Source organism: Planctomycetota bacterium (genome assembly GCA_016872555.1).
Lineage (GTDB): Bacteria > Planctomycetota > Planctomycetia > Pirellulales > UBA1268 > F1-20-MAGs016.
The window spans coordinates 24,754-46,967 of sequence record VGZO01000029.1 but is presented as its reverse complement, the minus strand read 5'-3'; the positions used below and the strand labels follow the sequence as shown (position 1 = coordinate 46,967).

The window sequence follows — 22,214 nt, the reverse complement described above, 5'->3', positions numbered from 1 at the left end:
CCTACACTGGCACCACTCCGAACCGACAGCCGACGTGCCCTTCCCTCGCGGAGCATCCCGATGCGGTCACCGTTCCCCCTGCTGCTCGCGACCGCCGTGCTGGCGCTGGCTTCGGCCGGACGGAGCGCCGGCGCCGATGCCGCCGGCGGCGCGGCGGTGATCGAGAGCTCGGTCGTCAAGATCTTCGCCACGCTGCGCCGCCCCGATCTCAACAAACCGTGGACGAAGCAGCCCCCTGACACGGTCACCGGCAGCGGTGTGATCGTCGACGGCAAGCGGATCCTTACGAACGCACACGTCGTCCTCTACGCCAGCCAGGTCGAGGTCCAGGCCCACGAGAGCGGAGCGAAGATCGCGGCCACGGTCGAGGCGATCGGGCCGGGCATCGACCTGGCGGTCCTGAAACTCGACGATGAGTCGCTGTTCGACGATCACCCGGCGGTGAAGCGATCGACGCGGCTCCCGGCGATCAAGGACACGGTGATGGCCTACGGCTACCCGACCGGCGGCACGGCGCTGTCGATCACCAAGGGGATCGTGTCGCGGATCGAGTTTGCCGGCTACGGCTATTCCACCGGCGGACTGCGGATCCAGGTCGATGCCGCGATCAATCCCGGCAACAGCGGCGGGCCGGCGATCGCCGGCGAGGAGATGATCGGGCTGGCCTTCAGCCGCCTCGAATCCGCGCAGAACATCGGCTACATCATCCCCAACGAGGAGATCGACATCTTCCTCGCCGACATCGCCGACGGCCGCTACGACGGCAAGCCGCGACTTGCCGTCGCCGTCGAGAAACTGGAGAACCAGGCCCTCCGCGATTCGCTCCGGGTTCCCAAGGGCACGACCGGCGTCGTCGTCACGGAACCCGACTCTCCGGGCCCCGATGCCGTCCTCCGCCGCTGGGACGTGGTCACGAGGATCGGCGCGACGCCGATCGACGACCAGGGGCGGATCGCGGTCGAGGGGATGCCGCGCGTGTCGTTTCACTACGACGTCCAGCGGGCCGCCGCCGACGGCACGCTGCCGCTCTCGATCCTCCGCGACGGCGCCGAGCAGGAGGTGAAGGTCCCCTGCCCGGCCCGGCCGCCGCTGGTGCTCCCCGAATTGATCGGGGACTATCCCGAATACTTCGTGTTCGGCCCGCTGGTCTTCACCGCGGCCACCGCGGAGCACGCCGCGTCGACCGAGGGCAACGCCCGCGTCGTGGCGATGCTGGCGGCGCTCGGCAACCCGCTCGCCACGCGCCGCGCCGACCGGCCGGCGTTTCCCGGCGAGCGGTTGGTGATGATCTGTTCGCCGCTGTTCCCCCACCGCCTTTCCCGCGGCTACGACAGCCCCGTCGGCCGGATCGTGGCGACGGTCGACAAGCAGCCAGTGAAGAACCTCGGGCACCTCGTCGAGCTGCTGCGCGACTCGACCGAGGACTTCGTCGTCTTCGAATTCGCCGGCCGGGCCGCCCCGCCGCTGGTGTTCCCGCGGCGCGAGGCGATCGCCACGACCGAGGAGATCCTCACCGACAACGGCGTCCGCGCGCAGGGATCGCCCGGACCGCTGGCGGTGTGGAACGAGAAACCCCCTGCGGCGGCCCCGTGACCGCACCGCGGTCCTCGTGCCGGGGCCGCACCGCGGCAGACCTTCCGCCGCTCAGTGCTCGACGTCGGCACCCGGCTCCGGGAGCCAGTGGGTGAGGATCGAGCCGAGGAGCGCGTACGCCCCTGCCACCGCCGCGCCGACCATGGCGATCTTCACCGGGTCGGGGGGCGTGGCCGCCGAGAACGTCAGCGTCAGCCATGCGGCCGCGGTGCCGAGGATCCGGCCGCCGATGTTGGCCGCGAAGCTCTCCCCCGTGCCGCGCAGGTGGGTCGGGAAGACGAGCGGGATGTAATTGCCCCAGAAGCTGAACTGCGCCACGGTGAGCAGGCCGGCGACGAAGATTCCCGCCTTGATCGCCGGCAGCGAGCCGGCATCGCCGAGCCGTGTCGAGATCCACCAGAACAGTGCCGGCACGAACAACAGCGCCGGCCACTGGAAGATCCGCAACAGCGTTCGGCGGCTCGCGATCCGCAGCGCCGCCAGCGCCAGCAGCACGCGCCCCACCAGCCCGCCGACCTCCTGGAAGATCGTCACTCCGGCCACCGCCTCGTCGGTGGCGTTGCCGGCGATGCTCTTGAGCCGCCCCGGCGAGAGTTTTTCGCCCTTCTCCTCCGCGGCCGCGGCCGCACGGTCCTGGGCCGACTTCGCCTCGGCGAGGATCGCGGCATGGCCCCCCTTCGGGGCGCCGAGGATCTGCGGCAGTTGCTGGATCGCGCCGAACGCGATCCCGTAGCTGGCGGCGAACACGAGCGTCGTCATCACGGTGGTGCGGACCAGCCCCGGGCTGAACAGCTCGGCGATGCTCGGGCGCCGGAGCGTCCCGGCGGCCTTCTTCCGCGCCCACACGGGGCTCTCGGGTAGGAACGGCCGGATGAGGATCAACGGCAGCGCCGGGATCACTCCGGAGATCAGGGTGTACCGCCACGCCTGATGGTCGCCGTGGATCGCCGGCAGGGCGAGGGCAAACTTCGCCGCGAGGATGTTGGCCGCACCGACGAGCAAGCCGCCGATCGACGAGAAGGCCTGCGTCCAGCCGAGGGCGTTTTCCCGCGCCTTGGCGTCGGGAAACAGTTCCGCGAGCCACGCCACGGCCGCGACGAACTCGACGCACACCCCGATGAACACCAGGCACCGGCAGACGAGCAATTGCGGAAGCGTGGTGGCGAACCCGGCGGCCAGCGCGGAAAACGCGTAGAGCAGGATGCTGAAGGTGAGGACGCGGCGGCGGCCGAGGAGGTCGGTGAGGTAGCCCCCCACCAGGCCGAACACGCCGCCGGCGATCGCCGGCACGAAAAACAGCGTCCGTGCCCACCCGACGTAGCTCTTGCCACCGGGGCTCCACAGGGCCAGCGCGTCGGCCTGCGGCATCCCACCGGCGACGAGCGCCTGGACCTCTCCTTTGGCGAGCTCCTGGATCGCCGGCTTGATGATCAGCGGCAGCATCAGCAGCTCGTAGATGTCGAACGCGAACCCGATGGCCGCGATCGCACACACGAGCCAGCCGGTGGCTGAAAGCCGTCCCGACTCGGTCAGGCCGGCGTTGCCAGCGCCGGCAGGAGGAGTGGCCGCCATGCACCCGTGCTCCACGAAAGGAACGGAGCGGCATCACGCCGCTCCCGTAGAGGACGCAGTGTAGTGACGCCGGCCGGCCGGTGCGTCAATGCCGCCCGGCTGGAGGGCGTGGGCGACGGACGGTCAGGGCCCGATCGACGGCGGGCACTTGGCGAGGAAGTCGCGCGGACCGCGCGTGGTGTAGTAGGGATAGCCGACGGCGCCGGTGGGGGGGCCGGCCGGGCCACCGTTCTCATAGCCCGACTGCATCAACTCCTGCTTCTCGGCGGCGGAGAGGTGGTGGCGTGCGAGACCGCCGTAGCGGCCGAGGTGGCGGCAGTGGGCGCAGCGGCCACAGTTGCCGTCGGGACACTTGCTGCACTTGCCGCCGGCACAGACGCCCTCCGGACAGGCGCGCCCATGGCGGGCGCTGCCGTGGCAGGCGCCGTCGAGGCACGCGCCGTCCTGACACGCTCCATCCTGGCAGGCGCCGCCCTGACATGCCCCGTCCTGGCAGGCCCCGTCCTGACACGCGCCGTCCTGGCAGGCACCGCCGACATGGTGGCCGTAGGGTCCGTCGGTGTTGAGGAGGAACAGCCGGTCGACGATCGAGCAGCCGCTCGACAGGCTGACGACGGCCGCGAGGGCGAGAAACGAGAGGACGTGTTTCATGATCGGGGCACCCCAGGGGGATCGACGGTGCCGGCGACGTGCCGACGGTCCGCGACCGCGCTCGTGCCGGAGGTATCGGTCGTGCCGGCGGTGCCGCTCAAGGAAACCCTGCCGGCGGCAACCTGGGCAGGCGGGGCAACGCCATACCCGCCCGGGCGCCGCGGCGGGCGGGCGGTTTTTCCCGGCAACCACCGCTGCCGCGCGGCACCGGGCCGCGCCGGTCAGCCGGCGAAGCGGCCGACGATCAGCGAGATGTTCTGCCCGCCGAAGCCGAAGCTGTTGGAGAGGGCGACGTCGCAGGCCGCATCACGGGCCCGGTTGGGGACGTAGTCGAGGTCGCAGTCGGGATCGGGGACGTCGTAGTTGATCGTCGGCGGCAGCAGGCCGTCGCGGATCGCCAGCAGGCACACGATCAGCTCGGTGGCTCCCGCCGCGGCGATCAGGTGGCCCATCATGCTCTTCGTGCTCGACACCGGGATCTTGTAGGCACGCTCGCCGAACACCGTCTTGATGGCGAGCGTCTCGACGCGATCGTTGACGGCCGTGCTCGTGCCGTGGGCGTTGATGTAGTCGATCTTCTCCGGGGGGAGCCCGGCGTCGGCCAGCGCCATGCGGATGCAGGAGGCCGCGCCGCGCCCCTCGGGATGGGTGTCGGTGATCCGGTAGGCATCGGCGGTCGAGCCATACCCGAGCAGCTCGCCGTGGATCGTCGCGTTGCGCCGTTTGGCGTGCTCGAGCTCCTCGAGGACGACCATCGCCGCACCCTCGCCGAGGACGAAGCCGTCGCGGTCGCGGTCGAAGGGGCGACTGGCACGGGTCGGCTCGTCGTTGCGCGTCGAGAGGGCGGTGAGGAGGTTGAACCCGGTGACGCCGAACGGGTGGATCATGCTGTGGGCGCCGCCGGAGAGCATGACGTCGGCATCGCCGCGGCGCACCAACTCCGCCGCCTCGCCGATCGCCTGGCTCGAGGCGGCGCAGGCGGTGAGGCAATTGAGATTGGGGCCGTGGGCATTGAACAGGCCGGCGAGGTGGCAGGCCGGCATGTTCGGCTCCTGCTCCATCTCGGCGAGCGGATGGAGCGTCTCGAGGCCGAGCTTGGTGAACTTGGCGACGTCGAGGGTGTCGCCCTCGATCGCCGCGGTCATCATGCTGGTGAAGGCCGCGAAATCCTGCTGGCCCTCGCCGCTGCCGAGGTACACCCCCAACCGCGCCGGATCCCCGGGAAGCCCGCCGGCGAGGCCGGCATCGCGCATCGCCTGGAGCGCCGCGCCAGCGGCGAACTTGGTGTGCCGGCCACAGAAGTGCCAATCCTTCTCCACCTCGCCTTCGTGGGTGATGTCCCAGCCCCGGACCTCGGCGGCGATCCGGGTCGGGAACCGGGAGGCGTCGAAGACCGTGGTCGGGCCGACTCCCGAGGCGCCGATGCGGAGGTTGTTCCACATCTCGCCGACCGTGACCCCCAGCGGCGTGACGCAGCCCATCCCCGTGATCACCACCCGCCGCCTGCCCGCTGCCATCGTCTGCCCCCCTTCACGAGATCCCGGCCGTCACCCACCGAGCGATCCGACCGGGCGGCCGTGAGCCGCACGTTCCCCGCGCGGTCACCAGCTCCCGTCCGCCGCCTGCGCGGTGTCGACGGCGGCCCCACTCACCAATCGGGCCGGGCCAGCGGCTTGCCCGACTCGTCCCTGCCGATGTCGTAGATGTGCATCTGGTCGAGCCAACGAAGCAGTTCCTCGGGCTCGAACAGCCGGGGCACGCCCTCGCCCGGCTCGAGATGGGCGAAGAACAACTCGGCCTCCCCCTGAAGCCTGTCGCCGCAGTGGCTCGAGACGCGCGTCAGCGAGCCGGCCGGCTTGAGGTCGAGGATTTCGGCACGGTAGCGGAGGCAGTCACCCGGGATCGCGTCGAAATGAAACTCCGCCGCCGCCACCTTGGCGAGCACGACGCGCCGGTTGAACTCGATCGCGTCGGCGACCAGCAGCCCGGCCGTCTGCGCCATGCCCTCGACGACCAGCGAGTTGGGCATCAGCGCGGCGCCGGGGAAGTGGTCGTGGAGATGCTCCTCCGCCAGCGACACGTTCTTGATCGCGATCGCCGACCGACCGCGGACGAACTCCTCGAAACGGTCGATCCAGAACCAGCGCATGAACTGTTCCGCGGGCGTGAGCAGACTGTGGAGGACTTCCTGCCACCGAAGGCGAGCTGTCCCACTGGCCGTGGACGAGGCCATTCACGGGCTGCGTCCACCGAGGTGACCACGGGACACGCCGAGCCGTGCCCCGGATCGCCGTCGGCCGCACCCCGGCGGCCGACGGCGTTGTCGACGGCCGAGCGGGCTAGGCGGCGAGTTTGGTCTGCACGTAGCGGACCATGTCCTCCACGGTGAGCGTGTTGGCGAAGTTCTGGACGCTCGGGTTGGATTCGAACTTCGACAGATCCGCAAACGGCATCCGCGCCTTGAGCGCGGCGATTCCGGCGGCGTTCAACTTGCCGTTGTCGACGAACTCGGTGCTCGACAGCACATCCTCGGGAAACAGTTCCCCACGCGGGATCTTGATGCCGAAGGCCTTCTCGAGACGGAAGACGATGTCGAGGAAGTCGATCGACTCCGCACCGAGGTCGCCGACCATGGTGGCCTCCGGACGGACATCGTCCTCCTCGACACCGAGGGCGTCCACGAGGGCGCTCTTCACCTTCTCGAAGATTTCGTCACGGGGGGACATCGACATGGCACCTCGGTGGATGAGGAATCGCGGACGGGCGGCTTGGAGGGTCGCCCGCGCTCCGGCGTTTCTGGGAATCGACTGGCTCACCGGCAGCGACCGCCCGGCTTCGGACTCGGGAGAGACCTCCCTCGTCGATGGCGGGGACCCGCAGCGAGATGCTCGGTATTGTGAACGGTCCGTCGTCCACGGAAAAGCCCGACGTTGACGAGTGAGCCGGCAGGCCGCATCCAGACGGCCCCGGGGCCGGAGCGACGGCACCGTTTCCGGTCACGCCGGCAGCGGGCACCGATTCACCCCGGGGGCACCGCGACAGCCCGGCCTACGGCTCCCGGCACTCCGGCACCGGGTGCCTCGGGGACGTGCCTGCCACCACCCGGCGGGTTCGGCCGGTAGACCACGGGGCGACCACTCCCGGCGGCCCGCCCCGGCGGGCAGAGGATCGCCCATTGCCGCCGCATCTCGGCCCGGACCCGGGCGTCGAGGGCATCGCCGCTGGGCAGCCGGTCGGCGAGGTTGTAGCGCTCGATGACCAATCGGGCGGTGAGGCTCGTCTTGTCGCCGACCGCTCCGGTGGCCTTCACGCGGGTGGTCGAGTCGTCCTGCTCGAGCACCTCGACCGACACCGTGAGGGTCCGGCCAGGTTGGACGAAGTCGCCGTACTTGACGTTCCGCGCCGTGCGCAGCACGACGATGCTGTGGGCGAAGTCCTCCCCGAGCCGGATCGTCCAGGCGGCAGCCTGCGTCAGGGCCTCGAGCATCAACACCCCGGGCAGGACCGGGAACCGGGGAAAGTGGTCGCCGAGGTACTCCTCGGCCAACGACACCGTCTTGACGGCGGTGAGCGTCTTCCCGGGTTCCACCGACAGGATGCGATCGAGCAGACAAAACCGCATTCAGAAACCCGTTTCGCTGGTTGGCCCGAAACCTGCGGCGGACACCCATCGACGCGATCGACCGAAAGCAGGCGGCAGTATAGGGAACGCCCCCTGTCCCACAACACGCTCGGGGCGACACACAGGGATGTTTTCACCGTGCTGCCAAGCTGACAGCCGACACGACTCGAACGGACGGCAGGGTTTTCCCAAGGCATCGATCTGATACGTGAAAACAGGGCGGATCCCGCGGGAAACATCGACCAACGGTGGCAGCCGGGCGTTGGGCACGGCCTTTGCACTTCCCCTCTCGTGGCGTGGGCACGATGCTCACGGCGATCGCTGCGGATCGCCGGCACCGCCGCGCCACCATCTCGTGCTTTGGAGGACACCTGCGATGAGAACGACCCGTCCGGGCAGCGCACACCCGTTGGACGAATTGTGCGCCGAGGTCGATCGCCTCTGGACCACGCTGATCGCCGCGCCGCCGCTCCATGGCTGGGGAAGTACGCCGCGCGCGGCGTTCCCGGCTGTCAACGTCCGGGAGACCGACGACGCCGTGCTGGTGGAGGCGGAAATCCCCGGCCTGGCCCCCGCCGATGTCTCGGTGTCGGTCGCTGACGACGCGCTCGTGCTCGAAGGGGAGCGGCGCACCGATGGGGCATGCCCCGCCGGCGAGGGCGCGGGCAACGAGGTGGTGTGGCACAGGAGGGAGCGGGGCAGCGGTCGGTTCGAACGGCGGATTCCGCTCGCGGTCGCCGTCGCCGCCGACCGTGTCGAGGCCCGTCTCGTCGACGGCGTGCTCACCGTCCGTTGCCCCAAGGCCCCGGAGGCCCAGCCGCGCCGGGTGCCGGTGTCGGGCGGGTGATGCCGCAGGCCGCGACGACGCAGTGATCGAAAGACGTGATCCCTCAACCCGGAGGTGAAGCCATGGTGACGATGAACGGTTCGGTTCCCGATCGGGCACGCGATGCGGACGCCGCCGCGGCCCTGACCTATCAGCCCCACGTCGATCTCCGCGTCGAGCAGGGTGACGTGGTGGTCGTCGCCGACTTGCCCGGCGCGACGCCGGGGTCGATCGACGTCGCGTTCACCGACGGCGTGCTCGCGCTGCACGCCCAGGTGCCCGCCCGCGACCTGCCCGGCCGCGTGGTGCGGCAGGAGTACGGGATCGGCGATTTCCGCCGCCAATTCCGTCTCGGCGAGGGGTTCGATGCGACGGGCATCACGGCCGTCTACGCGCTCGGCGTGCTCACCGTGCGCATCCCGAAGCTTGCCGCCGAGCGCCCGCGCAAAGTCCCTGTGCAGGGGGGCTGATCGCCCCGCCGACGCGTGTGCGCCGCCGGGCCGGCATGCCGTGCCGTGGGGAGCAGTCCCGACGCCGCGCTGCCGGTCCGGCTGGCGCCGCACCGTGTCCGACCGACCGGCGGGTGGCAGCAAGTCATCCGTCGGGTACCCTCACGACGCCCGACCGAGGTGCGTCGCGGCAGTCAGGTGAGGGGCGACGCATCCATGGCGCTGGTCATCGAGCCGCGTGACGGTGGCGCCGGCGGAACGCTATCGATCGACCTGACGGGAATCGTGCCCGGGCTGCTCGCCGGGCACGCCGCCCCGGCAATCGCTGCGCTGCCGATCGGTGCCGACACGGGCACCGTCGCTCTCGGCAGCCTGTTCGCGCTCCGCGGCGACGCTGCGGACGGTGTGGTGATCTGCCGCGGCGATTTCAGCGGCGTCCACGGGATCGCCGCCGGCATGGACCGGGGCACGGTGGAGGTCGTCGGTGACGTCGGCCGTCATGCCGGCGCGGGCATGACCGGTGGCCGGCTCCTGGTCACCGGTAACGCTGGAGACTGGCTGGCCGCCGGGATGGCCGGGGGCGAGGTGGTGGTGACGGGCGACGTCGGCGATCACGCCGCTGCGGCGCTTCCCGGGGCCGACCGCGGGCCGACGGGCGGTCGGGTCCTGGTGGCCGGCGACGCCGGAGCCTTCGCTGCCAGCTTGATGCGGCGCGGGATTCTGGTGGTGGCCGGCTCGTGCGGGCCGGGCGCGGCGTTCGAACTCCGCGCCGGCACGCTGGTGACCAACCGTGTCGGGGCCGGATCGGCCGTCGGCATGCAGCGCGGCAGCGTCGTGATCCTCGACCACGCCGCAACGCCGCCTGGTGGGACGGTCGGGTTCATCGCAGGGCGGGCATGGGACCCGCCGTTCATTCGTCTCCTGGCCGGTTCCCTGCCGGACGCGGTTCCCTGGGCTGGCGTCGCCGCCGCGCTGCGCTGCGGAAGGTGGCGGCAGTGGCATGGCGATCCACTCCACGGCGGCCGGGGGGAGGTCCTCCAAGCCGAGCCGTGGGGCTGAGCGGCAGGGTATTCGGTGCCGATCCGCGGTTTTTCCAGACCGCTTCCGCCGCCCGCCGGTTTGGACTATCCTCAGCGATCCGGTCGAGGCCGCGGCCCGTCTGCCCGTCCCGCCCACCACCCGAGCTTTCCTTCCTCTCCCCAATGCCCACCATCAGCCAACTGGTACGCAGCCGGCGCCGGCCGAAGCGGAAATTCTCCAAGTCGCCCGTGCTCGACCGCTGCCCACAGAAGCGTGGCGTCTGCCTCCAGGTGCGGACGATGACGCCGAAGAAGCCCAACTCGGCGCTGCGGAAGATCGCCCGCGTCCGGCTCTCGAACGCCAAGGAAGTCACGGTCTACATTCCCGGCGAAGGACACAACCTCCAGGAGCACTCGATCGTGCTGGTGCGCGGCGGCCGTGTCCGCGACCTGCCGGGGGTGCGCTACCACATCATCCGCGGCGCGCTCGACACGCTCGGCGTCCAGGGCCGCAAGCAGTCGCGCAGCCTCTACGGAGCGAAGAAGGGCTAGTCTTCCATGGGAAAAATCACCGCCAGTCGCGAACAGCTCACCCCCGATCCCCGGTACGGGTCGCTGCTTGCCAGCAAGTTCATCAATTGCCTGATGGTCGACGGCAAGAAGAGCGTCGCACAGAAGGTGTTCTACGACGCGATGGAAATCGTTTCCAAGAAGATCACCGACTGCGAGCCGATCGAGGTCTTCAATCGCGCACTCGACAACTGCAAGCCGTCCGTCGAGGTCCGCTCGAAGCGTGTCGGCGGTGCCGCGTACCAGGTGCCAATGCAGGTCAACCGCAACCGGCAGCAGTCGCTCGGGATCCGCTGGATGCTCCAGGCGGTCCGTGAGAAGAAGGGGCGGGCGACCCACGAGAAACTTGCCGAGGAGATCATCGCCGCCTACAAGCGCGAGGGGGCGGCGGTCACGAAGCGTGACAACGTTCACCGGATGGCGGATGCCAACAAGGCGTTCGCACACTTCGCCTGGTGATCCGGCCATCGTGTGCCTGCCATCCGGCAGCCGCGCGGCTGGCCGTGTTGGCGGCGGTGGCGTGAGGGCGGTGGCTGGTGCAGCGGCCCGCGGAGGACCGCCGTGGGGGTGACCGTGCCGGCCATTTCCCCTGGCACCGTGCCATGATCGACGACGATGCACAGCGGATCGTGCGGGCCCTTCTCTCGTCGCGCACCGTCGCGGCCCTGGCGACCCTCCACCGCGGCCTGCCGGCGGCGTCGATGGTGCCGTTTGCCCTTCACGACGCCGCCGTTGGCGAGGGCTCCGACTCCGGCACGTCGCCCACGACCGGCGGCGGTCGCGTGATCCTCGTCACCCACGTCAGCCGACTCTCCGCCCACACGCGCGACATGCTCGACAGCCCCGCGGTGTGCCTGCTGGTGACGGGCCCCGACCCGGCGGACGGCGGGGGGGGAATGCCACAGGCCGTCCCGCGGATCGCGATCCAAGCGGAGGCCCGGTTCGTGCCGCGGGAGATGGCCGGATATACGGCGCTCCACGACACCTACGTCGGCCGGTTTCCCGACACGGCGGCGTTTTTCGGATTTGCCGACTTCTCGCTGGTGGCCTTGATCCCCACCGGGGCCCGCCTGGTCGCCGGCTTCGCCCGCGCCCATTCCCTGTCGCCGGCCGAGCTCGACCGGGCGGCATTCGGGCCCTGATCGTCCGGGGGCCCAGGTTTCCGCCGCCACGTCGCGTGGCCGAGCGCCGGGGACACCTTGTCTTTGAACAGCCGTATAGTAAGATACTGCTGTCCATACTGACCAACGTCTCGGGAGCCATGCCATGGACAGCGGCAAGACACAGCCACGTCGCGCCCCCCACGCCGGTGCGGCGGGTGGGGCTCTCTCCGCCGGCGCCCGCCGGGGGCGGAAGCCGCTCGCGGTCAAGTCAGCGACGACGAAGCGGATCGGCAGTGGGGCCCGGACCGGCAAGGGGGGCGGCTCCCCTGCCCCCCGCGGCGACGGTGGTGCAACGTCCCTGCACCGCACCGGTATGCCCGGGGTGGCGTCGCTGCTCGGCGGACCACTGGAGCTCGACGCCGATTCGGCCGACGCCGGTGGCAACGCGCCGACCGCGCGGCAGATGGAGATCTATGCGTTCATCCGCGACAAGATTCATTCCCGGGGGTTCGGTCCCACGGTCCGGGAGATCGGCGAGGCGTTTCGCATCCGATCCCCCAACGGCGTCGTCTGCCACCTCAAGGCACTCGAGCGAAAGCGCCTGATCAGCCGCGGTCGAAACATGTCGCGGGCGATCGAATTGGTCGCCGAACCGGCGCACCTCAAAGGCCTGCCGATGGCCGGGGTCGTGGCCGCGGGTACGCTGCGCGTCGCCGACGAACAGCGTGAGCGGATCGATTTCCAGGATCTGTTCGACCGTGACGATCACTTCGTGCTCAAGGTCATGGGCGATTCGATGATCGATGCCCAGATATCCGACGGCGACTGGGTGGTGATCCGGCGGCAGAAGAACGCACGGGCGGGCGACATCGTCGTCGCCCAGACCGACGACGGCGAAGCGACGCTCAAGTACTGGTTCCCTGAACGGGACCGGATCCGGCTCCAGCCCGCCAATGCGACGATGAAGCCGATGTACGTGCGCAACGCGCGCGTGCTCGGTGTCCTCGTCGGCGTCGTCCGCAAGACCCATTGACCAGTGGCCAATCGTCTGCGGTGTGCTGCCGCGTGGGGCCGAGGGCGGGCTGGAACCCAATCCGCCCTCGCAGCGGTCGCGGACGCGGGCCGGCGGTTCAGGAAGCGGCGGATGACGCCACCCCCGCCAGCTTGTTGTAGAGCGTCTTCAGGCTGATCCCCAGTTCCTCGGCGGCCCGTGGCTTGTTGCCCTGGTGGCGGTCGAGGGCGGCGAGGATCGCCTGGGTCTCCAATTCGCGGAGGCTGACGGGGCGGTCGACGGCGGGAGCCACCGCGCCGGTGGCAGTCGCCACCGGTGGCCGCCCGGCGGTCAGCCGTGCCGGGAGGTGACCGACGGACAAGGGCAACTCGTCGCACAGGACCAGCGCGTGCTCGACGACGTTGGCCAGTTCGCGGACGTTGCCGGGCCAGCGGTGCCTGCCGAGGATCACGACAGTGTCGGCGGTCGCCGCGACCGCCTGCGGCGGCGTCTGGGGGCGGGCGCGACGGACGAAGTGATCGACCAGAGCCGGGAGATCGTCGAGCCGGTCGCGGAGCGGGGGAACGGCGATCTCGAAGGTGTTGATCCGGAACAGCAGATCCTCGCGGAACGTCCCCTCGGCCACCATCTCCTCGAGGCAGCGGTGCGTGGCACAGATCACCCGGACATCGACCATCGTCGGGGCGTTGTCGCCGACGCGACGGATCTCGCCGCTCTCCAGCGCCCGGAGGAGCCGGGGCTGGAGCGCCCGGGGCAGCTCTCCGACTTCGTCGAGAAACAGCGTGCCCCCGTCGGCGACCTCGAACAAGCCGGCGCGGTGCTCGTCGGCACCGGTGAAAGCTCCCTTGCGATGGCCGAACAGTTCGCTTTCCACGAGCTGCTCCGGGAGCGCTCCGCAATTGACCGCGACCAGCGGGCCGGCCGCCCGGGCACCCGCCTCGTGGATCGCCCGGGCGACCAGCTCCTTGCCGGTGCCGGTCTCCCCGCGGATGAGCACGGTCGCCGACGACGCGGCGACCCGGGCGATGAGGCGGCGGACCTCCGCCAGCGACGGCGATTCCCCCACCAACCGCGTCGCTCCCTCGGCCCGGAGGACACGCCCCTCGAGGGCGCGGAGCCGGGCCGTCAGCTCACGCTTGCGGCGTACCCGCTCGAGAACCCCCTGGATCTCCGCCAGCTTGCAGGGCTTGGTGAGGTAATCGAACACCCCCTGCCGGACCGCGGCGACGGCCGTCTCCAGCGACGACTTCCCGGTGACGATCACCGTCTCGGTGTCGGGGGAGATCTCGCGGACGCGGCCGATCACCTCCAAGCCACCGACGCCCGGCATGTCGAGATCGACGATCACGCAGTCGTAGGCGGTCCGCTCCAGGGCCGCCAGCGCCGTGCGGCCGTCGGGGCAGACCGTCGCCTCGTGGCCGAGGCGCGGCAATTCGATCCGCATCAATTCCTGCAGCGAGCATTCGTCGTCCGCGAACAGGATCCGCATCGGTCGCGTCGTCATCGCCATCGGTTCCTCCCGGCCGGTGCCGGCGTGGTGATTCAGGCAGCCCGCGCCTGGCGGGGCGGCGGCACCGCGGCGACGGTCGCCACGGGCAGCGTGAGGCGGAAGCTCGAACCGTGCCCCGGCCCGTCGCTCGAGGCGGTGATCCGCCCACCGTGATCGGCGACGATCCGGTGCACGATCGAGAGGCCCAGGCCGGTCCCCTGCCCCGCGCGGCGGCGGGTGAAGAAGGGCTCGAAGAGGTGCTCGAGGACCTCGCCGGTCATCCCGCAGCCGTCGTCGGTGCACACCAGCACCGCCTCGCCCCCCTCGCGCCGCACCATCACGCGGACGCTCCCCTCCGCCTCGATGCTGTCGAGGGCGTTGACGAGGAGATTGAGCACGACCTGCTTGATTTCCTGCGGATTGACCATCACCAGCAGGTCGCCGTCGTCGTCAGGGCCCCTGATCTCGACAGACCGGCCGGCGAACCGCCCCACGTGGCCGAGCATCTCGGCGACGTCCCGCACCAAGCCGACCAGCGCCGTCGGCTGGCGCCGCACCTCGCCGAGCCGGGAGAAGTCGAGCAGCCTCTCGGTGATCCCCTTGCAGCGGAAGGCCTCACTCTGGATGAGCTCCAGGTAGCGGCCCGCCACCTTGAGGTCGTCGTCTTCCAGCCGCAGCGTGCCGAGCCGGCCCTCGAGCGACTCGGCGCACATCGCGATCGAGGCCAGGGGGTTGTTGATCTCGTGGGCGACACCCGCGGCGAGGAAGCCGACGCTCGCCAATTGCTCGCTGCGGATCACCTCGCGGGTGCGCAGCTGCACCTGGTGGTCGAGGTCGTCACGGATCTCGCAGAACCGGGTCGTCATCCCGTTGAGCGCCTCAGCGAGCTCGGCCATCTCGTCGCGCGTGTCGAGCGCGATGCGGAAGTCGAAGTCGCCGTCAGCCACACGGCGCGAGCCATGGCCGAGCAGGCGGAGCGGCCGGAACACCCACCGGTAGGTGAGCACCCCCAGGGCCGTCAACAACCCCGCGGCGGCCAGCGCCGCGGCCGACGTCGTGAGGATCAGGGTCCGGTACCCGCTGCGGACCTCGGAGGCGAGATCGTGGAGGTGCTCCTGGAGGTAACTGGGCAGGGCCGCCGACAGGGCGGCCAGCCGTTCGAGTTCGGCTCCCAGCGCGTCGCGACCGGGATCACTGGCCGATACGAGGCCGTCGATCCGGCGGAGCGAGGCATCGATCGCGTGGGCCGTCGCCTGCTCCCGGCTCCGATCGCCGAACGGAACGTCGTCGACCTCACCGGATTCGAGTTCGAGCCGGTAGCGCTGGAGCGCGTCCTGCACCTCGGCGAGGGCCACGGGGAACCGCTCGATCCCTCCGGGACCGTCGCCGTGACCGGCGGCGACCGCATGCCGCAAACGGAGGCGCCCGACGGCGTCGCCAAGGGCGCTTGCCCGGGGAAGCTCGCCGGCCCGACGGCTCAACCCGCGGACCAACCGCCGGTAGGAATAGATGCCGAGAAAGCCGCTGGCCGACAACACCGCGACCATGATGCCGACGAGCAGGCCGCCGAGCAGCAGCTTCTCCCGGATCGGTCGCCGTTTGGGCATCGCCACGCTCCCGCCCCGGGGGTACCCTCCCGGGGCCGCGACGATAGCAGGCTTCGGCCACCCGCCAGAATGGCGAAAACCGCGGTCGACACGGTGCTTTTGGCTCGCTGCCGCGCCCGGTCGGTCAGACGAGGCCCCACCGCTTCCGCAGGAACCACTCGCAGCACATCAGGCCGGCGAGGAGCAGGAGCATCGGCCACTTGTCCCACGGGCTGTAGCTCCACTGCTCTTCGGTCTCGAACGCCGAGGGCAGTGCGGCGATCTCGGCGAACAAACGCGGCAACTCCTCCGGGGAGCGGACACCGCCGGTGCCCGCCTCGGCGAGCTGGCGCATGAGGAGCGGGTTGGCACGGGGATTGGCCAGTTCGAGATCCTGGCGGAAGACGGTGAACCGGGCACTGCGCGTCGTGACCTCGCCGTTGGCACGGGTCGCCTTGACCTCCAGCTTCCAATCCCCGGGTTCGCTGAACTCGGCGATCGAGCCGTTGAACACGTCGCCGCGGCGCGTGATCCGCACCGGCCTCGTCGCTCCGCCGGGAGCGATCGCCGTCGCCTCGAACGACACCTCCGGCACGGGCGTGCCATCGGACCGGGTGATGCCGGCGTCGAAGGCCAGGCTCGCACCGGGCGACACGCGCCGCTGCGCCAGGCGCACCCACACCTTGTCGGCCTCGTCGTCCTCCTGCCGCGCTAGCCAGAGAACGAGCTGCCGCCAGAACCGACGGTGCTGCTCGGCCGCCCCCTGCATCGCCCAGCGCCACGTCGAATCGGCCGCGAACACCGCCACCCGGCCCTCGCCGAACTCGCGGGCCACCAGCAGCGGCCGACCGTCGCCGGAGACGGCCAGTGGCTTCGCGGTCGGTGTCAGGCGGCCGAGCAGGTTCGCCCCGTCGAGCGGCGGCAGCGCCTGCCAGACCGCCAGCGACCGTGCCTGGTCGGGCCCCTGGCGGAGAACGGCCACCGATCCGAACCGTGGGTCGGGGAGCATCTGGATCGGTCCCGGGAGATGGAGGCCGGGGCGGATCGGTTTGTCGAACGGCTGGCGGGCGAGCTGGTCCGGTTCGTAGGGGAGCAGCGGGGCGAGGGCAGTGCCTCCCCATCCTCCCGCCTCGAAGGCGTGAAAGCCGCCGAGAAACCCGATTCCCGCACCGGCGCCGACCCGGGCGAGGATCACGCGCAGGTCTTCGGGCCGCAGCGCCGCGGAGTCGAGGTCACCGACGAGGTACACGTTGGCGTCGGTGGCGAGGGTGCGCGAGAGATCGACGGGCCAGTCGCGGCGGGCCGCAGCCGTCGAATCGAGCCCCTCGTACGTCACCTGGATGTCGGGGCTGGCGGCGAGCACACGCCGCACGAACCGCTGCTCGACCCGGGGCGAGCCCTCGAGGTACGTGACGCGCAGCCCGCCGTCGATGACGTCGACGAACGTCGTCAACTCGTTGTTGCTGACGACCACCTCGCCTTCCTGCGGATCGACGGCGAGGACGATCTTCTTCTCACCGACGCCGTTCGGCGTCCAGGTGAGCCGCACGGGCTCGTCGGTCCCCCGTGCCGATGCCCGCACCAAGGTCCGGGCGACCTCTTCAAGGGCGCCGGCGTCGTTCTCTGCCAGCAGGGCGACGGGCACGTCGCGCTCGCCGAACCCCTCCAGCCGAACCCGCCCCGAGACCTCGAGCGTGTTCTTCAGATACACCGTCTCCGCGGCGCTGAGGCTGACGACGGCGGCGTCGCGCCCCTGGCCGGTGCCAAGCTGCTGGCCGAACGTGACGGTCCACAGTGGCACGGCGGCATCCCCGACCCGGTGGGCGACGGTCTGCGGCGGCGTGTCGCGCGGCGGATAGGCCTGCTGGGCCCCGTCGCTGAGGACGATCACGCCGACCATCGTCTGCCCGGCCACGGCGCGGAGGGCGTCGTCGAGAGCCGCGCCGAGGGCGGTCTGGTCGGTCGACGGGAGCCGCTGCCAGTTTCCCAAAGGAAACGGATCGTCGTCGGTCGCTGGAACCGGCGTGGCCGTGCGGTCGAACCGCCACAGGGCGATGTCGACGCCCCCGTCGGCAGTCAGCGCCTGCGCCGCCGGCCGGCTCGCCGCGAGGGCCCCGGTCATCTCCTCCCACCGGGTGCGCCCGGCCGGGCCGTCGGGTACGGTCATGCTCTCCGAGGCGTCGGCGAGGACCAGCAGCGTTCCCTGCTGCCGCGCCTTGCGGACGGCGACGATCGTCGGCCGGACGAGGCAGGCCACCAGCGCGAGGAACGCCGCCACGCGCAGCGCCACCAGAACCCGCCGCCGTCCCGGGGCGAGGCGGCTGGCGTCGGGGCCGAAGACGACGAGGATCACCGCCAGTAGCACGGCGACGCCGGCCACGAACCACCCCGAACCCAGCGGGTCGAAGCCGACCGAGAGCCCGTCGAACGGGGAAGCGGCGCTCATGCCGGCACCTGCGCGGCGGGGACGCCGGACGGGGACCGCGCCGCCGTGACGGGCGGCCGTGGTTCACCGCCGCGCACCGCGGCGGAGGCCCGGGCGCTGGCGTCGTCGCGCGGCGCGTAGAAACGGTTGGCGACGATCCAATCGGCGGCCATCGCCGCCGCGGCGAGGAGGATGATCCACCCGAACAGCTCCGTGCCCACCCGTTCGAGCTTCACGTCGCGCACCAGGTCGCGCTCGGTCCGCGCCACGCGGGCCTCGGGACCGAGGAGCGGGGCGAGCGTCTCGGCGGCCAGCGGCGTGCAGTCGGTCGCCGCCGGGGGGAGGTTGGCACTGAACCCCTCGGCGACGCCGGCGGCGTCGCCGCCGGCACGGATCCGGTAGTTCCCCGGCACCTGGGTGGCCGTGACGGTCACCGTGCCCTGCCGGGGGTCGACCGCAGCGGGGAAATCGTCGCCACGCGGCGTGCCGACGAACACCGAGGCGACGTCGCGCCGGTCGAGGTGCACCACGGCCGGGGCCCCGGCGACGATGTTGCGATCGCCGCCGGTGTCGACGGCGTGGAGCAGCGACTCGTTGGCGAGGACCAAGAATGGCCAGGGCTCGAAGCCGGTGGCGAGGCTGTTCCAGGCGTCGGGATCGTCGGCGCTCTGCGAGACCGGAGTGGTGAACACGACCACGGTGCCGCGGCCGAGGCGATGGGAGAGGATCGCGGGAAGCCCGTTGCGGTACGGGGCGACGGGAATCGCTCCGCTGGGAGCCCCCTCCCCCCCCGCCTCGGCCGGGATGAACTCCCAGTGGCGGCGGACGGGAAAGTCCTCCCAGGGAACGGCATCACCGACACGACGAAATGCGGCGAGCAGCGGATGATCGAGCGCCGCGGGCGCGAGGTAATTCTCCCCCGACGGATCGCGCCACACCCGCTCGATCTTCCCGCCGAGGACGCGCACGGCCGCCGACGACGAGAACCGTCCCGCGTCGGCGGCACCGGGGCCGAGCCACACCACCAGGCCACGGCCGGACGCCACCCACTGGCCGAGGAGTTCCCAGGTGCGGTCGGGGAGCGGCGGTGGATCGACGAGCACGATCCCGGCGAACGGCTCCCACGGCGTGGCGTCGAGCGCCGCGACGTCGACCACGGTCGCTGCGAACCGGCTGCCTCCGGCCTTGCGGAGCGCCGCCGGATCGATCGCCTGTTCGACGAACAAGGCCGTGGTCGCCGCGGGAGCGGGGGCGGCGACGAGCACCCTGGCGGCCCCGCCCACCGAGACGGAGAAGAATCGGGCGTTGTCCGCCTCGAGATCGTCGGAACCCTCGAGCACCACGCGCCCCTGGCGCACGCCCGGCTCGAGGCCGGTGACCTCGAACTCCACCGAGCCTGGCGCCGTGGCCCGCCACGTCACCGGCTTGACCGCCCGGCGCACGTAACGCCCGTCGGCCGAGAGCACCTCGACGACCAGTGGGCGATCGGCGTCGGGGCCGATCCGGGAGGTGACCACCGACAGCCCCAGTATCCCGGCGGCGGAGACCTGCTCGGCGGACAGTTCGACCGCGTCGATGGCGAAATTCGCCGGCGCCGCTGCGGCGACGTCGACCACCAGGAGGCTGGTGCCGGGATGGGCGGCGGCGAGGTCGGCGACGCCACCGTCCTGCCAGGCACCGCGGCTGCCGTCGGTGAACAGGTACAGTTCCCGGCGCGGGGACTTCGCCGTTTCCAGCAACCGGTAGCCCTCGGCCACCGCCGCTGCCAGCGATCGCACGGGGGTCGCGGTGGCCAGCCGCTCGACACGCGTCAGGGCCGCCGCCGGCGACGGTGAGAACGCCGCGGTTCCGCCTCCGGTCTCGAGGACCGCGACCTCGCTCCCTGCGGGGAGCTTCGCGAACAACGATCGCGCCATCGTCGCCGCCTGTTCCAGCCGCGTGGCGTTCCCCTCGCGGAGGAGCATCCGCGGCGCGGTGTCGAACACGAACGCCGCCGCCACCGGCCCCTCGCCGTCGGCCAGCCAGCCGGCTCCGCGGAGCGTCGGCCGGGCCAGCGCCACGGCCAACAGCACCAGCGCCCCCATCCGCATCGCGAGGAGGAGCAGGTGCTGGAGACGGAGACGGCGCCGGTTGGCGACCGCGCGCGAGCGGAGGAAGCGCAGCGCGGGGAACTCGCGCGGCACCGGGCGTTGCCGCATGAGGAGATGGAGGATCAGCGGCACGGCGACCAGACCGGCGCCGGCGAGGAGCAGCGGGGTGAGGAACGTGAGGCCCATGGCGTGATCGCGGCGGTGCCCGAGCGGTCGGCGTCGGAGAGGTGTCAGAACCGTTGGCGACGGCTGAGCAGGTACTCCATCAGCGCCTTGTCGAACGGCATGCTCGTGTCGAGTGGCACGTAGTCGATCCCGGCCTGGAAGCAGGAGCGCCGGTAGTCGGCGCGGAACGCCGCCACCGTCTCGAGGTACTCGTGCCGCGCCGCATCGGCGTCGACCACGAGCTTCTCGCCGCTCTCCGGCTCGACGAACTCGGTCATCCCGGCGAACGGGAAGCGCGCCTCGGCCTCGTCGAGGACGTGGAACAGGATCACGTCGTGGCCCCGGTGCCGGAGGCGGAGCAGCGCCTCGCGGATCGGCACGGGATCGGCGAGCAGGTCGCTGAACACCATCACCAGCGAGCGGTGGCGCAGCATCGCCGCCACTTGGATCAGGCTCCGTGCCGCATCGGTGCCCCCGGACGGCTTGATCCGGGCGAGCACGGAGAGAACCTGGGCGATCTGCGACCGGCGCGACCTGGCCGGCAGGCTCGCCTGGAGTTTCTCGCCGAAGACCATCAATCCGCAGGGGTCCTGCTGGTGGACCATCAGCCAGCACAGCGCGGCGGCGAGCGAGACCGCATAGTCGAGTTTGGTGAGCTCCTGGCGGTAGGTGTAGGCCATCGAGCCGCTGGTATCGATGACCAGGTAGCCGGTGATGTTGGTCTCGGCCTCGAACTTCTTGACGTAGTGCTTGTCGGTCTTGGCGTACACCAGCCAGTCGATGTCCTTGGGATCGTCACCCGCGGTGTATTTGCGGTGTTCGCTGAATTCGACCGAAAACCCCTGGTATGGGCTGGCGTGGAGCCCCTGGAGAAACCCGCGCACGATGAACTGCGCGCGCAGATCGAGCCGCGCGATCGAGCGGACCACTTCGGGCTTGAGATACTCCTCGACAGCGCGCACCATCCGGCCACTCCCTCCCACCGGCCCGCCATCATCCGGCCACCGGGCTCCGCTGAGCCCGCACCGTCCCCGGCGTGATCACTTGACGAGCCGGGGGATCTCCGGCTCGGGAATCTCGCGCACCAGCCGTTCGACGATCGTTTCGCTCGTCAGCCCCTCGGCCTGGGCCTGGAAGTTGGTCGCGATCCGGTGGCGGAGGACTGGCACGGCGATCCGCCGCACGTCGTCGATCGAGACGCTGAAGCGCCCGTCCATCGCCGCCACCGCCTTGCCCCCCTGGATGAGAAACTGCCCGGCCCGTGGACCCGCACCCCAGTCGACCAGCTCGGCGACGTAGGGCGGCGCCTGCGGATCCTTGGGGCGCGTCGCCCGGACCAGACGGGCGACGTACTTGACGATGTAGTCGCTGACAGCCACACCGCCGACGAGTTTCTGGATGTTGACGATCGCCCGGCCCGACAGGACCTTCCGGACCTCCGGCTTCTCCGCCCGCGTGGTCGCCAGGAGGATCTGCTCCTCCTCGGACGCCGACGGATACCCGACCTTGATGTTGAACATGAAGCGGTCGAGCTGTGCCTCGGGCAACGGGTAGGTGCCCTCCTGCTCGATCGGGTTCTGGGTGGCGATCGTGAAGAACGGATCGGGGAGCTGGTAGGTCTCCTGCCCGACCGAGACCTCGCGTTCCTGCATCGCCTGGAGGAGGGCGGCCTGGGTCTTCGGAGGCGTCCGGTTGATCTCGTCGGCGAGGAGGATGTTGGTGAAGATCGGCCCCTCGACGAACCGGAACGAGCGCCGCCCCGACTCGTTCTCCTCGAGGACGTTGGTGCCGGTGATGTCGGAGGGCATCAGATCGGGGGTGAACTGGACCCGTTTGAAGCCGACGTCGAGGATCCGCGCCAGCGTCGACACCATCAGCGTCTTTGCCAGGCCCGGCACACCCTCCAGCAGGCAGTGGCCACGGGTGAAGATGGCGGCGAACAGCTGCTCGATGACGTCCGATTGGCCGACGATCACCTTCTGCAACTCCTCCTGCATCAGCCGCCGGTGCTGGCTGAATTCGAGGAGGATGTCGTCGAGGGT

20 protein-coding genes are annotated in these 22,214 nt (G+C 70.8%); 8 read left to right on the top strand and 12 right to left on the bottom strand.

The window, feature by feature from the left end:
- Nucleotides 1-60 precede the first annotated feature (60 nt).
- Nucleotides 61-1,593, top strand: coding sequence for a serine protease (locus FJ309_11055; GenBank protein ID MBM3955135.1), 1,533 nt, complete (start codon nt 61-63; stop codon nt 1,591-1,593).
- Between the two features lie 51 nt (nt 1,594-1,644).
- Here the strand turns inward: FJ309_11055 and FJ309_11050 are convergent, their stop codons facing one another.
- The 6 genes from FJ309_11050 to FJ309_11025 form a co-directional block, all read right to left on the bottom strand.
- A complete protein-coding gene (locus tag FJ309_11050; GenBank protein MBM3955134.1) occupies nt 1,645-3,165 on the bottom strand; it encodes an MFS transporter in 1,521 nt (506 codons plus the stop codon).
- Nucleotides 3,166-3,288: 123 nt separating this feature from the next.
- Nucleotides 3,289-3,816, bottom strand: a complete 528-nt coding sequence (locus tag FJ309_11045) for a hypothetical protein (protein ID MBM3955133.1) — start codon at nt 3,814-3,816, stop codon at nt 3,289-3,291.
- A 221-nt stretch (nt 3,817-4,037) separates the two neighbouring features.
- The gene (locus FJ309_11040) at nt 4,038-5,333 is read right to left on the bottom strand and encodes a beta-ketoacyl-[acyl-carrier-protein] synthase family protein (protein ID MBM3955132.1); all 1,296 of its coding nucleotides are present in this window, start codon (nt 5,331-5,333) and stop codon (nt 4,038-4,040) included.
- Between the two features lie 131 nt (nt 5,334-5,464).
- Nucleotides 5,465-5,965: a beta-hydroxyacyl-ACP dehydratase gene (locus FJ309_11035; GenBank protein MBM3955131.1), complete on the bottom strand. Its 501-nt coding sequence runs from the start codon at nt 5,963-5,965 to the stop codon at nt 5,465-5,467.
- A gap of 190 nt (nt 5,966-6,155) precedes the next feature.
- Nucleotides 6,156-6,548, bottom strand: coding sequence for an acyl carrier protein (locus tag FJ309_11030; GenBank protein MBM3955130.1), 393 nt, complete (start codon nt 6,546-6,548; stop codon nt 6,156-6,158).
- A 287-nt stretch (nt 6,549-6,835) separates the two neighbouring features.
- Nucleotides 6,836-7,438 (bottom strand): beta-hydroxyacyl-ACP dehydratase, encoded by a 603-nt coding sequence (locus FJ309_11025; protein ID MBM3955129.1) that lies wholly within the window; start codon nt 7,436-7,438, stop codon nt 6,836-6,838.
- Between the two features lie 376 nt (nt 7,439-7,814).
- Here FJ309_11025 and FJ309_11020 point away from each other — a divergent pair, with 376 nt between their 5' ends.
- From FJ309_11020 to lexA, 7 genes are all read left to right on the top strand, one after another.
- A complete protein-coding gene (locus FJ309_11020) occupies nt 7,815-8,285 on the top strand; it encodes an Hsp20/alpha crystallin family protein (GenBank protein MBM3955128.1) in 471 nt (156 codons plus the stop codon).
- Nucleotides 8,286-8,347: 62 nt separating this feature from the next.
- Nucleotides 8,348-8,734: an Hsp20/alpha crystallin family protein gene (locus FJ309_11015; GenBank protein MBM3955127.1), complete on the top strand. Its 387-nt coding sequence runs from the start codon at nt 8,348-8,350 to the stop codon at nt 8,732-8,734.
- A 195-nt stretch (nt 8,735-8,929) separates the two neighbouring features.
- On the top strand, nt 8,930-9,772 hold the full coding sequence (locus FJ309_11010) for a formylmethanofuran dehydrogenase subunit C (GenBank protein ID MBM3955126.1): 843 nt from the start codon (nt 8,930-8,932) through the stop codon (nt 9,770-9,772).
- A gap of 143 nt (nt 9,773-9,915) precedes the next feature.
- The gene (locus tag FJ309_11005; protein ID MBM3955125.1) at nt 9,916-10,284 is read left to right on the top strand and encodes a 30S ribosomal protein S12; all 369 of its coding nucleotides are present in this window, start codon (nt 9,916-9,918) and stop codon (nt 10,282-10,284) included.
- A 6-nt stretch (nt 10,285-10,290) separates the two neighbouring features.
- Nucleotides 10,291-10,761, top strand: a complete 471-nt coding sequence (gene rpsG / locus FJ309_11000; GenBank protein MBM3955124.1) for a 30S ribosomal protein S7 — start codon at nt 10,291-10,293, stop codon at nt 10,759-10,761.
- Between the two features lie 143 nt (nt 10,762-10,904).
- Nucleotides 10,905-11,444: a hypothetical protein gene (locus tag FJ309_10995; GenBank protein MBM3955123.1), complete on the top strand. Its 540-nt coding sequence runs from the start codon at nt 10,905-10,907 to the stop codon at nt 11,442-11,444.
- Between the two features lie 334 nt (nt 11,445-11,778).
- Nucleotides 11,779-12,438 carry a transcriptional repressor LexA gene (lexA, locus tag FJ309_10990; GenBank protein ID MBM3955122.1) on the top strand — a complete coding sequence of 220 codons (660 nt, stop codon included), beginning with the start codon at nt 11,779-11,781 and terminating at the stop codon, nt 12,436-12,438.
- Nucleotides 12,439-12,535: 97 nt separating this feature from the next.
- Here lexA and FJ309_10985 read toward each other — a convergent pair whose 3' ends face one another.
- From FJ309_10985 to FJ309_10960, 6 genes are all read right to left on the bottom strand, one after another.
- On the bottom strand, nt 12,536-13,906 hold the full coding sequence (locus FJ309_10985) for a sigma-54-dependent Fis family transcriptional regulator (protein MBM3955121.1): 1,371 nt from the start codon (nt 13,904-13,906) through the stop codon (nt 12,536-12,538).
- Between the two features lie 53 nt (nt 13,907-13,959).
- Entirely contained in the window at nt 13,960-15,513 is a 1,554-nt protein-coding gene (locus FJ309_10980) for a HAMP domain-containing protein (protein ID MBM3955120.1), read from the bottom strand.
- Between the two features lie 124 nt (nt 15,514-15,637).
- Complete coding sequence (locus FJ309_10975) at nt 15,638-17,938, bottom strand: hypothetical protein (protein ID MBM3955119.1); 2,301 nt, start codon at nt 17,936-17,938, stop codon at nt 15,638-15,640.
- Nucleotides 17,935-20,193 carry a hypothetical protein gene (locus tag FJ309_10970; GenBank protein ID MBM3955118.1) on the bottom strand — a complete coding sequence of 753 codons (2,259 nt, stop codon included), beginning with the start codon at nt 20,191-20,193 and terminating at the stop codon, nt 17,935-17,937. The genes FJ309_10975 and FJ309_10970 overlap by 4 nt, the downstream gene beginning before the upstream one ends.
- Nucleotides 20,194-20,237: 44 nt before the next feature.
- Nucleotides 20,238-21,137 carry a DUF58 domain-containing protein gene (locus FJ309_10965; GenBank protein ID MBM3955117.1) on the bottom strand — a complete coding sequence of 300 codons (900 nt, stop codon included), beginning with the start codon at nt 21,135-21,137 and terminating at the stop codon, nt 20,238-20,240.
- A gap of 75 nt (nt 21,138-21,212) precedes the next feature.
- Entirely contained in the window at nt 21,213-22,202 is a 990-nt protein-coding gene (locus FJ309_10960) for a MoxR family ATPase (protein ID MBM3955116.1), read from the bottom strand.
- Nucleotides 22,203-22,214 lie beyond the last annotated feature (12 nt).